We start from the raw sequence: 13,708 nt of genomic DNA, 5'->3' as shown, positions 1-13,708 counted from the left end.
ATTCAAGGTATTCTACAATAAGAACGAACCTGTGATGACCCCGGATGAAGTTTTGGAGTTGGATCTAGTCCGGCTTTTGTGAATTACCAGTGATAATTCAGCGGACTTGTAGTAGTTTGTTTGCTGCTTGTAATAAGGGGGGCATAGCCCCCGCTGGTAATCAAAGGTATCAAAAATTAAAAAGCCTAAATCAAAAGATTTAGGCTTGAAATTAAATTATTATTTCCTATAAACATATTCTACAGGGTATTCCGAGAAGCTTTGTCTCCAAGTATCAACGACTCCATGTAGTTTATCTTTGTAATTTTCATCATTCGTATAAAAACGCAGTACAGTGCTTCCATCCGGGTTGCTTATAAGATTACCGATATAATAGTTGTTAAAGGGATCCTTTACAATAATGCCTTCCATAAGCGTATACATACCTCGAACAGCACCTTCTATCACCATTGTGTCCTCAAGGCCATATTTATCACTTGCTTCACTGACCAGCTGCATGTTTTCAACCAAATCAGCATAATCGTTTCCTAATATACTTTGGATATCAGCATCACTTTTCTCCTCTAGAATACCTAGAGATGACAATGTGCTGGCAGGTGTACTTGCGGCTGCTTCAGTGTTATTATACTCGCCTGAAAAGAAAGTGCCTATTCCGCCCAGTTGGGAACACTCCTGTGTTTCATCAACTTGTATGGACTCATCATTCAATGTTAAATCCAATTGACATTTACTTTCACTATCAGTAAATGTAGCAGATTTACCAGATGCTGTAGCTGTTCCTTCTGTACTGCCCGTATGTGAACCGCTCGTTACTTCAATATTAAGGTCAAAAGTTTCTCCATCATAATTGGAAATATTTAAAGTTCCTGAATTAGGTCCAAGAACACGTTTCCATTCTCCATTCCAGCCAATGCTAGCAAGTTCCTTCTTCTTCTCTTCTTCTTTCTTCTTAGCTTCTTCCTGCTTTGCTTTTTCCTTTACTTCTTTATAATTAGAAATGATTACTGGGAAAATAATCGTATTTTCTCTTCCATCAATCATTTTGGTAATCGTTATTGTTGTTTTTTCTTTTTTTGGTAGTTCTAACGCCGTAATGGATATTCCTTTTTTGGTTTTCTTCACATCGACAACATTTGCAACTGATGCAGAAACTTCTACATCTTTCATATTTGCCTGAACAATCTTATTTTCTTTTTCTAACAAGTCTTGTTCATTCACTTGTAGTTTTAAAACTTTCTCTTCACCAGCATCCATAGTTTGATCTTTTATAGGTACAAATCCATCAATAAATCTGCAAGAATCACTTTTTTGTTCAGTTCCAAAGTGTGCTTCACCAAAAACCCATCTCGCTACAGTTTTCCCTAAAACATTCATCTTAGCTGAACCTTGCATAAATAGACTTTCCTCTAATTTAGCGCAAGCGTATTTTCCGAATTTTGGGTCGACACCAGCTATGGCTTCACCACTTAGGCTGGCGCCAGTAAATGCTTCCAGTCCGCCGCCAACTACTCCAAATCCAGTGAGCATGATATCAGCTGCCGGTCCGATTTGTCCATCAGCTTTTCCGCTGCCTTTTAATCCGATATTGAATTCTGCTTCTTGTGTTTTATAGGTTGTGTCTACTTTATTATGTTCATAAACAAAACCTGAAACATCTTCATAAGTCATATAAAGAGTGGTTTCTAATCCGCTCTCAAGCGTATAGTTGAAACGAATCATTAGATTCCCTTCAATCATCAGTCCGGGAACTGATGTTGGAATTTTTAATTTCGCAATTTTGAATGAATCATCAATCGGGAGATCATCATCATCCGTCTCCTTTATTGCCGACACTTTAAGGTCAGATTCTATTTTACCTGTAGTAGCTAGTTTAAAACGGTGTAATATCCCTAGTGGACTAATGTCTGTGTGGACCTCTGGGCTAAACATCGTAACTGTTCCGTCGATACCCAATGGATTTTTGCCTAACGGAAATTCTGAGAATTTTAATTGAAGTCCTTTACTTAAGTCAACGCTTATGCCATTTGGAGTCTTTACAAACTCTGCATTCTCTTTCTTACCAGCAGATGCCGAAGCAACCATTGTAGACGGAGGTAAAGAAGCAAGAGATTCTATAGTGACTCCTTCGACGTTTTCATTTAAAGTAATATTATCTTCTGTAATCGGATAGGTCTTATTTACATCCAAATCTTTATATATTTCATCAAACTCAGGTTCCTCTACATTTACAATATAACTGCCCACTTCTGAATCTACTTTTGTGATTTTCAGAGCCTGACCATCTGGGTAATCCTTTGTTGGAATAATAATGATGTCATCTTTAGCTAAATCTACATCTTTATCTATTTTAAGTACATCTTCGCCAGTGAATTCAAATTGTTCTTTTTTCAGTTTCTTAATATCTGGATTAAGTACTCCTTCTTCTACTTCATCCCGAATAGTGATGAAATGCATTTCATAGCTATGGCTTACATTTTCACCCGTCACTTTTTTTACGTCATCCGTTATATGCAGCTCATATCGGGTACCTTTATTATATCCATCTGAAGGGGGGGTGATCAATAAGCTTCTTCCGCCATCCGATAATTCATAACTTACTTTGACTTTAGTCTTTTCTTCATCCATTACATAAATGTTTTCATCGGTAAGCGATTGTTCATCTAAGGCAGGTTCAAATTTATATTCCCAAATCTTATCGAGGGGTACATCTGTTTGAACCTCCATAGCTTCCTCCAAATTAATAGTTTCTTCTGTTTTTGTTTCTTCTTCTGTAAGACCAGTTGCTGCAGCTTCTTCAGTTTTGTTGAATTTCCCAACAAGAAAGTAGCCAGCACCTCCTAATATTAATAAGGACAAAACTACTATTAAGATTTTTTTCATTTCTCCAAACTCTCCTATGTATTTATTACGTACTAGAAAATTATAATAGTTGGGTTTCTCTTTGTGTAAAAAAATTGTATTTATTATTAATTTTTTCTTATAATCCAAGTTTTGTAGGGTGAATTTGAAAAAAATTAAGGATATCTAGCTAGCTATAATCAGAATAGAAAGAGATAGGATAATTAATTGCTCTTTTCCTCATCAATATCATCGCGAAAGCCTTTGATCAGGCAGGTCTTCCAAGTGGTGTATTGAACGTGATTCTTACTGAAGTTCCTGAAATAGGGGATATGATGATCGAACATCCGTATTCCAAGTTCATCAGCTTCACAGGATCAACACCTGTCGGCCGTCACATCGGGCGTACAGCTGGGGGATTATTGAAGCCAGTAGCATTAGAACTGGGAGGTAACGCCCCGTTTGTTGTCCTGGAGGACGCAGATGTTAACCAAGCGGTGAAAGCAGCTGTCTTCGGTAAGTTCCTGCACCAAGGTCAAATCTGTATGATGATCAACCGAATCATTGTGCATGAAAAGCTATACGATGCATTTGTGGAGAAATTCGTGGCACATGCGAATACATTGCCGATAGGCAACCCAACAGATAAATCCGTCATCATCGGTCCAATGATCAATGAACAACAGCTTCAAAAAGCACTATCCTTCATGGCCCAGGCGAAGGAAGATAATATTGAAGTATTGCTGGAAGGGAAACGCGAAGGAAATATCCTAACACCAACTATTTTCGGAAACGTTCCGCCTGACAGCAGCCTAGCTCAATCCGAACTATTCTCTCCAATCGCATCTATCATTAAAGCAGCATCTGATGAAGAAGCCATGGAGATTGCCAATAACTCAGAATTCGGTCTAAACTCTGCAATCTTTACTGGGGACCTAGCTAAAGGTGAACAGCTGGCAGCTACATTGGAGTTTGGAATGTCACATATGAATGAACAGACTGTAAACGCAGTTGAAAACGCACCATTTGGCGGAGTGAAAAGCTCCGGAATGGGCCGCTTCGGTAATCCTTGGATTATTGAGGAGTTTACGGAGAACGCAGTGGGTTTCGGTACAGGTGGAGACGAGGGAGTTTCCTTTCTGAAATTAAAAATCACTCAGCGACATCGCTGAGTGATTTTTTTATATATGGAAGTCTCCATTGTTGAATCAATTAAAATCATATTTTATTTCACAATACACTTTATCCCAACATAAGCTAGATATCACTCGAGTGTGGAAAGATATTTTTCTAAGTGCTTTTTCCCAGAATTACTCTTGGGCATCAGACTAAGATGCTTATATTTCCATATAGTTTTTCTTTCGTGAGGGTCTATATTTGAGAGATCATCATAATTAAAATCAATATTGAATTTTCCAACCTTATCAAAAAACAGCGTGAAATTTGTCCAGGACTCTTGATCCTTATTTTTAAAGGCATTCCAAAGTTCCTGAATAAAATCAACTAATCGATGCCATTTTCCAGTGTATTCGAGCTCACTAACTGTAAATAGTTCAGATATTTCATGACTGTATATAGGGGTATCTCTGCCTTCCGGATAATAATAAAAGTAAGCAGTCTGAGATCCTTCAACAACCTTACCGTATAAGTAGACTTTAGCCCATTCTTCTAGAATAGTCTCAACAACAACCCTTGCTATTTGCTGATAGAGTACATCCAAATTTAGTTACCTTCTTTATAAAGATTTCCAAGAAACTCATCTATGTTATTCGCTAAGAAATACATATTACTCATATCCTCATTATCTTCCTGTTCGTTCTCATGATCCCAAAAATATATTTTATCGTAATAAGGTTCATTAGTGCCTAGACATATTACGTTGCCACCAGGATCATTTGCAATTGGTACAAATCCTGTTGGTAATCTATATTCATATATGTCGATGTAATCAGACAAATCACTTTCGTCATCACCAATTCCATAGAAATGGTCTAGAACACTAACACCTTTTTCATCTGATATTTTATATAAACTAGGTTCTGGATATCCGCCATTCCAATTAAGTAGAAAACCTTTGTATCTTTCAGTTAGATTAACATTATATTCAGTTTCAAAGTTTTTGATCTCTTCTAAGGAAATTCTCTCATTAGAATCTACAAATTTAACCATATGGACAACTCCTAATTACTTATTTTTAGTAACGTTTGATACACCGCCAGAATGAGTAATCTCCGCATGTATTTTTGATTTAACTAATATCATTGTTTTAATCACTTATTTTTGGTTTACATGTGACTTAGAATGAGGTTGACAGGGTTTTGGACAGATTCCATACGCAAGGAACTTTGTGATGGAGAACCCGAATAGGGTGCGAGTGTGTTATACAAGACGACTATATGTAAAATAACGGTCTAATCATTGCAAAATGGTTCTTGATTATAAGATTATAAGTAAAGTTTGCCAATGCCTGGGATTATAAGAACGGAGACAAGAGGGGGACTAAAAAGAACACCATTACTGATTAATTCATCAATTGCAACCGCTAAGGTGAACTGTTATTAATAAATGAAATAAATAGGAGACCTTTTTAAAGGTCTCCTTAATTTCCTTCTAAAAATCTTCTTCCCACGCTTCTATTGCATCCGATAACCTCTGGGATAAAAACTCATAAAAATTTTCTGCCGTATTATAGTCGTCAAGCCCTCCTTGCTTATTCCATGCAATGACTGGGCACTCACCATTTTTCATGTTGCTAGTATCTAAACAATAGCCATATTCATCTATATCTTCAATTACTATTAATTTTCCTTTCATTCCTAGATCCCTATAATTCTCTGTTTCAATAACAACTGTAGCAATATTAGACTTAGCCACTCCTAAAATATCCACACCATATAAACCACCAGACCCATAATTATTTAAAAACCACTTATAACTTTCTGGTAACTTTAACTCTAGAGTATCTTGAATATAATCAATCTGTCTTTCATCTACTCCTCCTGTAAAATCATCCGGTTCCATATATTTTTTAATAAAATCGGTTAATTCCTCTTTATTCATTTAAAATTTCTCCTTTTAAAATTCACCTTTATCTATTTGTTTAGCTCTCCATCTCCAATATTTCGATCTGAAGTTTTCGTATTGTTTTTTTAATACATATATTAACTTGAAGCATGCAGATTTTAGTATTTAGAAGTGAAATGGAGGAGTGGGTAAATAATGCAAGAAATTGAGACTGTAAGTATTGTTTTTGAGAACGTGGACTATTGACATATCAGGTTCCAGATTCCAAACACTTTCCTGTACTAATCTTCGAGAAAAGGCACAAAATCATGCCGGAAGAGAGGTGTTTGAGTGTGATGAAATACTGATGGATATCTCGTATCTAGATGCTGCAGAATTAAATTACGAGCCTTCAGAGGAAGAATATCCTTTGGGAATGTCTACTAATAATCCGGTAAGTAATAAAGTGGTCGATAGACCGCATATATTGGGTCGGCTCTTACGTTTCAATGATATAGCTTATATTGAACTGTGTGCAAAAACGAGAATACCAAAACTATATATGTACCTTGGAGCGGAAATGACTATTACAATGATAATATGAATCTGGAAGTGTTGGATGGTGTTATTCGGATTGGGATAAAAAACCACATTATTTAGATGTGAAATTAGGGTCATATTGAAGCCTGTGGTATTGGAATGGAGAGGTAAGTCTAAGCTCTGCCATTCATCTTCACTGTAAACAAAGACAAAGGTGTATAGCTAGCAGCTACACATGTGAATAATCAGACTCTAAACGCAGGGGGCTGTGCAGGTGGATACGAGGGAGTTTACCTTCTGATTTGATTTAAATATGCTCAGCAAGTGTATCGCTGAGCACTTTATTATTATATAAACTATTTCTTACTTAACTAGGAATGCCCTTGAAAGGATCCATCCATTCAAACCATAGGACGACTGAATTTTATAGTAACGGTAGCTCTTTGACTTTATATAGCTTAGCATCTCTTCACTATTCTCGTAATCCATGGGCCAATAATAATCTTTTCCTTTATCCAGAATCTCTTTATTATCTGTATAAAAAGTGTCCACTTCATCTTCTATTATGTCTAGTATCAAACTATGAGGAAGTTGCTCTTCGAAATGAAATGCAAAAACATTCTCAAATAGCAAGTCACTATATTGACCATCATCGTCTATTATTTTTATTGTTAGTTTTGAGTATTCAAAGTCTACATTATAACTAAGTATTCTACTATCATGGATACTGTTCATTTATAATTTACCTACTCTAGCGTATCAAAAATCTAAAAAATAAAAAATAGTACTTGTTATAGTTAAACAAGAACCCAATCCTGCGAATCAAGGTTATCTGTTTTCATAGCCCAATAATCCTTGAGTACTAAATCATCTTTGTTTTCATCATTCATATTTTCCAACTTAATAAATCCAGCAATGGAGTCGTGAGCTATAAGATATAGAAACTCATCTTCTAGAGTTAACTTAATTGCTGCGTCGCAAGTTGTATCCCAATGATGGTCACTGTTATGCCAAGTTGAATTATCTCGGATGATGCTGATACTGTTTATTATCTTGTTTATCTTTTTAATGGTGTATTCGTTGTCTATAGTTTCTATCTTTTGTATAACAAAGTGTGGGTAGTCATCATCATCGCTTGCTGTGATAGTTTTATTGCTAATTAATAATAATTTTTGAGTTTCGGTTTCTAATGCAATATGTAGAGCAAAATCTCCTGCATCTTCAACATAGATGTTTAATAGTTTTTTACCCTTTAATTTATTCAATATATTTATGTGTTCCTCATCTATCGTACATTTTATTTTAAAGTGCATACTATATCTTCCTTAATTCTCAGTGTTTATTTGGTTCTAATTTGATCTAAAGAGGTATCACACAGATCTCATCCCATCTACACCGCAAATTCTTCTAATGAGAATCTAGAGATTTAAGGTGTGCACACTTTCGATCGGGTAATCATTTTCCTGAAAATTTAATGCCTCTAGAAAATTAATTTTTATCTCTAGGATCATTGATAATTTTTCTGTTGATTTAACCAAGTCTTTCTTTTACTTATAAAAAAAACGAATAGAGGGCATTTTTATATGTGCTGATTAACCGGGGTATTGTGCAATGATTCCTATAAAAATAATATATTTGTCTAAATCGAGAGTGCGTATGGATATTATTTGATTTAAACAAGGTATACTCTGCTTAATCGTGCAACTTAAAATATCTCGATAGGTTATTCAGATATATATCGTAATCCTCGTCTTTACATTTGTTCATAATATTATCTAGAGATAATTGCACGTTTCTAATATTAAAATCTTTCATCAAAAGATAGCCATGTCCTATTTCTATATCAATTTTATCCAATACTTTATTTAATCTTTTTGGGCTAATAACACTAAAGGTAAGCATATCTGACGCTGCTGGTATATCCTGTTCTCCTACGTCAATTTCAAAAGAAACGAAAAAATCGTCCGTATCCTCACCCCAATCTTCAATATCTTTAACTATAGATTTGATTTCTAACATCTTGTGTTCCGCCTCGTATGGTTTCTCGAATGACCTTGGCTTGATGTTCAAATATAAGTGGATTATTTATCATCTAGAGTCCATTAGTGTATCAAATCTCTAGTTCTTCCCATAATTCATGGATACCCTTATTTTCTATTTTTCCTTCTTTAAACAAATCCCCTGAAGTTTTGAAAGTCTGTGAGTAACTATCTTGAACTCTCGTTAAATGAAAACCTTCTTTATTTCTGCTAATCCAATAACTTTCGTTTTTGTAGTAAAATTGAAACTCTTCACCCATTGCTACTCTTTGTGTGAATTCTTCAAAATCCAATATTAACACTCCTTTATTATCTTTCGAATGTCCCATCACTGTTCCATTTGAAAATATGTTCATGAGGCCATTCAGGGTGAGTTTTGGCATTACCATGATTAGTATAATCAACATCTCTAAGAGCTCTGCCATCTGATCCATAAAATCTTCTGGTTTTTATTTCTCCTGTCTTTTTATCAATAATATCTACGGACGAATTTGGCTCTCCTTTAAATGGATTAGGAACGGAAGTCGTGGTAGAGTGCTTGGGACTAGGTGTTACATCAATAGATTTACCTTTATTTGATTTTAAAGTTTGTTTAGGGATATCGGCCTTTCCATTAGTAGCATCTTTAGCTTTATTGTTAGTCTGTAGATGATTCTTCCCTTTACCACCATCTACCTTCTTAGCAAGAAATCCACCATTCTTCAACAAGACCGGCTTAATGTATTTCTCTCCAAACTGGAAGGCTTGTTGTCCGGGATTAGGAGGAGTTAGAAGAGAGAGTCCAGCTTTAAATCTTTTCGATTTAGGGGCTTTTGAATTTAATATTGTACGAATATCATCAAGGCCTTTTTTAACTCCAAATTTAAATTCCGATTTTATGCCTTTTCCCCAAGGAATTATAAATGCTGCTGCTAATCCCCTTTGCCACCAAGAAGATTCTGGATCAAATAGGGTAACGAAATCTTCAGTGAAATAATTCACTGTGTCTTTCCATGCGGGACCTAGTATATCCATTACGATATTTGTTTCATCAGACGGCTGACTTGCTCTAGGGTTAGGGATTTTACCAACGAATTCAAAACGGGGACCATCTTGAGTAGGGTACTCTCGGATAATCCTGCCGTCTTTTAGTGTATGATAACTTCCATTCCACTCGTTATAGTAATCCATAACAGATTCTGTAGTTTTGACAAATGGAAACAAAGAGTTGAATTCGTCTTGTGTAATTTCAGCCTTCTCACCAGTCGCAAGAGCATTTCTGCCTCTTGCCATCATTTTAAACTCGTTATGATAAGAGAAAAAACCACTGTTAAATTGGCTTACATTGAAATTGTCTACAGTAATATTATCCTTGTCAATCGCACTCTTCAGCTTAGACACATACGTTTTCAGCTGCTGTATATCGTCCTCAGACTTATCTAGATTGCTGGTAGCATTCGAGTCCATTTTGTACATATTATCTACTGTCTTGTTAATTCTCTTTTTTGCCTCAGCAACGGAATCTAGGAATGTGTCATCTTTTACATGTGATACGGATGCAAGATCACTTACATTATTAAGCTGTTGATTAATCATGTAAGTTGTAGCAGATAGACTGTCTTGTGCTTTTTGCATTTTAATGGTCAATTCGCCTTCTAAGAACTCCTGACGGATAAAGCCATTTTCATTCGGTTCGAAGGAGAGAACTTGCTTATTAACGGTGCCTAATGCTTCTTCATATTGTATCAAAAAGCTGTTCATGAACTCGAGGAAAGGCTTGTGTGCTTCATCATAGAAGGAGCGGATGGATTCGGCGGTATTGCCTTCAAATCCATCGTGAAGTGTCGTAACGCCATTGAGGGCTTGTTTGACCTGTTCGACGCTTTCCTTTGTTTGTTTGATAAACTTCTTTGTGCTTTCAATCTGCTGCTGGATGTCTTGTACGTCTAAATTTTTAATTTTCTTCACCACCTGATATATCCGTTAGCTGTTCCTTACTTGTAATTATAATAAAGGAAAATACTGGTGAAAGGGGAAATGGCAAAAACGCATCCTTTTTACCAGAACTAAAGATTCGTTTTTTGGAAAAACACTACAGAAGTCTTAGGGGCTATAAGATGGTTATATATTGGTGATAAAGCTAAGAGGAAGGATCAATCTGAAGAGACTTCTTATTACTATGAGCTTAATAAAAAATTAGCCATCCTCAAGTATGAGGATGGCTAATTCTATTAAGATATCTGCTCCTTAGCATCTACTTCCTTCTCACCACTGCCCATCTTCGCATAAATATTAGCCAGAATGGAACCAGAAATATTATGCCAAACACTAAAGATAGCGCTAGGTACAGCGGCAAGCGGGGAGAAGTGCGCCGTTGCGAGCTGGGCGCCCAGACCTGAGTTTTGCATTCCTACCTCGATGGATGTTGTTTTGACCTTGGACAGATCCATTCGCAGAAGCTTGGCAAAGGTGAATCCGAGCAGGTAGCCGAGTACATTATGCAGGATGACTACACCGAAGATTGCCAGTCCAGTCTGTGCAATCTGCTGCTGGCTATTGGATACGACAGCAGCTACGATACCGATTATAGCTATTGCTGAGACAAGCGGCAGTACCTTGATGCTTGCTGTAGCTTGTCTGTTGAAGAAGCGTTTCACTAATAAACCCAAGACAATCGGAATGATGACAACATTCACGATGGATATAAATAAGGAGACAGGGCTGACTTCAATCCATTCGCTTGCGAATAAAAGAATAAGTGCAGGTGTTACGATTGGTGCGAGTACGGTTGTGACTGCTGTGGCTGTCACGGATAATGGCACATCACCTTTGGCTAGGAAGGTCATGACATTAGAAGATGTTCCGCCAGGGCAGCATCCTACGAGAATGACGCCGACAGCAACTTCGGGAGGTAATTGCAGTCCTTTTGCCAAAGCAAAGGCAAGCAGCGGCATGATCAAAAATTGTCCGGCTACTACGACGAATACTTCAAAAGGCCGTTTCACAACTCCTTTAAAATCACTCGCAGACAGAGTTAGTCCCATACCAAACATAATGATTCCGAGCAGCGGGGTAATAAGCGGAACAATCCATGTAAAACCTGCCGGCAGCATAAAAGCTACTACCGCAAATAAAATGACCCAATACGCAAATGTACTTCCGACAAACTGACTAAATCGCTCTAACGTTTTCATCATCCACCTCTTCATTCACTGTTTGTGAGATTGTATTACACATCTGAATAAATTTCAATATTTAAATTTTTCAGATATATAAAAGGAGATATGAATTAGTTAGAGTGACAATGATCTTCCGCTTGGATAATTAATGAAATTAATGCTATAGGTGATTGTTTCCAATTTGTTTTTCTCTATTAACTCTCAAAGCTAAATGGAAGATATCTGGTATAATGTATGGGTATAAGTATTCATTGAGTATAAAGAAATATATGAGAATAGTAGTAACTGGTTATGGGCTATTGATCCTAATATATGCAATGGAATCTCTTCATTTCTATTGTACGAAGAAGAACATGATACAAAAAATTCAATCCAAATGCGGATTTCAAGCAGTTAGGAGTTAGTCAGTATGGTTATTGGTATAGTAATATGTGCCATTGGTTTGCTGCCATTGTTTTTAGCGTTGAGCATAAGCAAAGTTTACAATGAAACAAAGTTGTCGGTAGGGATGATCATTTGCATGATCTTGATCACAATTTGGCAGTTGGATGTTGGGGTTCTTTATTTTAAGGACGTCTTGTCAGAGGATAGGGTTCTATTCCTGTTCAAGCTGTTTCATGCAGGGGCGATTTTTATCCTTCCCACGGTATTGTATATGGTCTACTGGATCATCAATAATCAGCCATCCGTAACGAAAAAGACGAATTGGCTCACGAAAATGTCGTATGCACTTTTTACAAAAAAAGCACTTATTGGCTTCACAATATGGAGTATGGTGGTTTACTTCATAAGTTGGACGAACTTAGGCGTAACTGGGTTAGGCGTTTCCAATGAAAGATTTGCTGGTAATCACTATTTTCCTGAGTATGGACCGCTATTATGGGTCTATTTCCTGCACGTGGCTGCTATTGTATTTTTCTTGTTAGTTGTCTGTGTATTCTCGCTGAGGATTCGGAACTCGCATTTTAAAAACTTCCTTATGGGTTTTTCATTCAACACATTGCTGCTGATTGTACTGGGAGCTCTAAACTTCATTCCGTTAACTGGTCTTCTGACAAGCAGCATTGGTGTCATCCTATTTTCGGTGGGAAGCATACATATCTTCGTTAAATTCAATGTGGATTTGAAAATACATTCTTATGAATTAATGGAAAAACAGAAAAAACTAGACTATACAGGTCAGCTGACTGGCAGCCTGATTCATGAAGTAAAGAACACAAACGCGATTATTAAAAGTTTCTCAAGGCTGCTCAACAATAGCGGCGACTTAACGGAAAGTGATAAGCAAACGTTGGAGATGATAAGCAGATCATCTGAACATCTGGATCAACTGACAGATAATTATAATGCGTATATGAAGGCCTCTGCATTAGCCTTTAAAACAGAGGATCTTGTGGAAATAATCGAAGAGTCTATCGAATTTTCAGCTGGGATGCTCCAAGAAAACAAAGTGGAGCTGCAGTTCGCAAATACATATTCGCCTCTGAATGTTTATCTGAATAGGACAAACTTGAAACAAGTCTTTATCAATCTGATCAAAAATAGTGTTGAGGCAATGCCGGAAGACAAGCCGGTAAAGAAGATATCTATCAGCACAGAGATTGATGATAAAAATATCATCATTCACTTTAAGGACACTGGTAAGGGCATACCTCAGGAAAACTGGGTGAGTGTATTTGATCCATTCATCTCAATAGGAAATAAAAAGCGCGGGATGGGATTGGGTCTCCCCTTCGTGAAGAAAATGATGATCGAACACTTAGGAGATATACATATAGTTGAAAGCTCACCAAGTGGCACCCATTTCAAGCTGGAAATACCGCAAGAAGGAATGCTGAATGGTGGTAACTATCAAAAACCAATCGAATATCGATTCGATAATCCTTAAGTAGGATTTTCCATTTTGATAGTATGAAAGAGAAGCTCAACATTGTAATGTTGAGCTTTTTTATTATTATTTGCATATGAATATGCTGATTGAGTCCGCCACTAAACAGATGGACATCTGATATAATATATGGGCATAAGTTATGAAGGGATATATGAGAATAGTAGCTAAAATCATGGTTTTATAGCTCCTGATTCGTCTAACGGAATCCACATTACTTTATACAAAAGAACATAGTCAAA

General features: G+C 36.6%; 11 protein-coding genes and 1 pseudogene. 2 read left to right on the top strand and 10 right to left on the bottom strand.

Features of this window, described 5'->3' with window-relative positions; genetic code table 11:
- Positions 1–219 precede the first annotated feature (219 nt).
- Complete coding sequence (locus SFC25_RS01100; RefSeq protein ID WP_411213500.1) at positions 220–2,880, bottom strand: Ig-like domain-containing protein; 2,661 nt, start codon at positions 2,878–2,880, stop codon at positions 220–222.
- Positions 2,881–3,086: 206 nt separating this feature from the next.
- Between SFC25_RS01100 and SFC25_RS01095 the strand changes: the two are divergent.
- Positions 3,087–3,981: pseudogene (locus SFC25_RS01095) on the top strand (aldehyde dehydrogenase family protein); the annotation flags it as partial.
- Between the two features lie 121 nt (positions 3,982–4,102).
- Here the strand turns inward: SFC25_RS01095 and SFC25_RS01090 are convergent.
- The 9 genes from SFC25_RS01090 to SFC25_RS01050 form a co-directional block, all read right to left on the bottom strand.
- Positions 4,103–4,558 carry an antitoxin YezG family protein gene (locus SFC25_RS01090; protein WP_411213498.1) on the bottom strand — a complete coding sequence of 152 codons (456 nt, stop codon included), beginning with the start codon at positions 4,556–4,558 and terminating at the stop codon, positions 4,103–4,105.
- Positions 4,559–4,560: 2 nt separating this feature from the next.
- Complete coding sequence (locus SFC25_RS01085; protein WP_411213496.1) at positions 4,561–5,007, bottom strand: SMI1/KNR4 family protein; 447 nt, start codon at positions 5,005–5,007, stop codon at positions 4,561–4,563.
- Between the two features lie 441 nt (positions 5,008–5,448).
- Positions 5,449–5,898: an SMI1/KNR4 family protein gene (locus SFC25_RS01075; protein ID WP_411213495.1), complete on the bottom strand. Its 450-nt coding sequence runs from the start codon at positions 5,896–5,898 to the stop codon at positions 5,449–5,451.
- A 15-nt stretch (positions 5,899–5,913) separates the two neighbouring features.
- Positions 5,914–6,000 carry a hypothetical protein gene (locus SFC25_RS18265; protein ID WP_486389257.1) on the bottom strand — a complete coding sequence of 29 codons (87 nt, stop codon included), beginning with the start codon at positions 5,998–6,000 and terminating at the stop codon, positions 5,914–5,916.
- A 1,178-nt stretch (positions 6,001–7,178) separates the two neighbouring features.
- Positions 7,179–7,694 (bottom strand): hypothetical protein, encoded by a 516-nt coding sequence (locus tag SFC25_RS01070; RefSeq protein ID WP_411213494.1) that lies wholly within the window; start codon positions 7,692–7,694, stop codon positions 7,179–7,181.
- Between the two features lie 379 nt (positions 7,695–8,073).
- Complete coding sequence (locus SFC25_RS01065; protein WP_411213493.1) at positions 8,074–8,400, bottom strand: Imm8 family immunity protein; 327 nt, start codon at positions 8,398–8,400, stop codon at positions 8,074–8,076.
- Positions 8,401–8,491: 91 nt separating this feature from the next.
- On the bottom strand, positions 8,492–8,722 hold the full coding sequence (locus tag SFC25_RS01060; RefSeq protein WP_411213760.1) for a hypothetical protein: 231 nt from the start codon (positions 8,720–8,722) through the stop codon (positions 8,492–8,494).
- 7 nt (positions 8,723–8,729) lie between these two features.
- Positions 8,730–10,370: a ribonuclease YeeF family protein gene (locus tag SFC25_RS01055; protein ID WP_411213492.1), complete on the bottom strand. Its 1,641-nt coding sequence runs from the start codon at positions 10,368–10,370 to the stop codon at positions 8,730–8,732.
- 260 nt (positions 10,371–10,630) lie between these two features.
- On the bottom strand, positions 10,631–11,593 hold the full coding sequence (locus tag SFC25_RS01050) for a bile acid:sodium symporter family protein (protein WP_411213759.1): 963 nt from the start codon (positions 11,591–11,593) through the stop codon (positions 10,631–10,633).
- Positions 11,594–11,987: 394 nt separating this feature from the next.
- Between SFC25_RS01050 and SFC25_RS01045 the strand changes: the two genes are divergently transcribed.
- Positions 11,988–13,466 (top strand): ATP-binding protein, encoded by a 1,479-nt coding sequence (locus SFC25_RS01045; RefSeq protein WP_411213491.1) that lies wholly within the window; start codon positions 11,988–11,990, stop codon positions 13,464–13,466.
- The last annotated feature ends 242 nt before the right edge of the window (positions 13,467–13,708 follow it).

The organism is Terribacillus saccharophilus, from assembly GCF_046592595.1.
GTDB lineage: Bacteria > Bacillota > Bacilli > Bacillales > Amphibacillaceae > Terribacillus > Terribacillus saccharophilus_C.
This window is presented reverse-complemented; position numbering and strand designations above follow the sequence as displayed.

Coding starts and splice junctions, on each gene's coding strand:
- SFC25_RS01100 (WP_411213500.1), bottom strand. CDS start 2,880: ATGAAAAAAATCTTAATAGTAGTTTTGTCCTTATTAATATTAGGAGGT.
- SFC25_RS01085 (WP_411213496.1), bottom strand. CDS start 5,007: ATGGTTAAATTTGTAGATTCTAATGAGAGAATTTCCTTAGAAGAGATC.
- SFC25_RS01075 (WP_411213495.1), bottom strand. CDS start 5,898: ATGAATAAAGAGGAATTAACCGATTTTATTAAAAAATATATGGAACCG.
- SFC25_RS01070 (WP_411213494.1), bottom strand. CDS start 7,694: ATGCACTTTAAAATAAAATGTACGATAGATGAGGAACACATAAATATA.
- SFC25_RS01065 (WP_411213493.1), bottom strand. CDS start 8,400: ATGTTAGAAATCAAATCTATAGTTAAAGATATTGAAGATTGGGGTGAG.
- SFC25_RS01050 (WP_411213759.1), bottom strand. CDS start 11,593: ATGAAAACGTTAGAGCGATTTAGTCAGTTTGTCGGAAGTACATTTGCG.
- SFC25_RS01045 (WP_411213491.1), top strand. CDS start 11,988: ATGGTTATTGGTATAGTAATATGTGCCATTGGTTTGCTGCCATTGTTT.